1 pseudogene is annotated in these 251 nt (G+C 61.0%); it reads left to right on the forward strand.

Annotation, left to right across the window (positions count from 1 at the left end):
* Positions 1-251 (forward strand): annotated as a pseudogene (locus tag JV201_RS29515) (hypothetical protein); the annotation flags it as partial.

Below are 251 nucleotides of genomic sequence, written 5' to 3' on the forward strand. Positions count from 1 at the left end.
CGCCTTCGCCAGTTTTATGCGCCGAGGATTGAGCCCCCTGTTCAGCAGCCAGGCGGATGCCGTGCGTTACGTCCATCAACAATTAGGCACGCAACGCGACACGCTGTACGGCGGCCTGGTGCTGCAACGCAACGGCAAGTTTGTCGCGACCTTGGCCATCTCTGTGCTGAGTGAAGACTTCGACCCGAACGTGATCTTGCCCGTGATGGACGTCAGCCAGGCGCTGCTGACACCCGGCTGGAAAGTGGTCG

The organism is Pseudomonas sp. Colony2, assembly GCF_019382755.1.
GTDB lineage: Bacteria > Pseudomonadota > Gammaproteobacteria > Pseudomonadales > Pseudomonadaceae > Aquipseudomonas.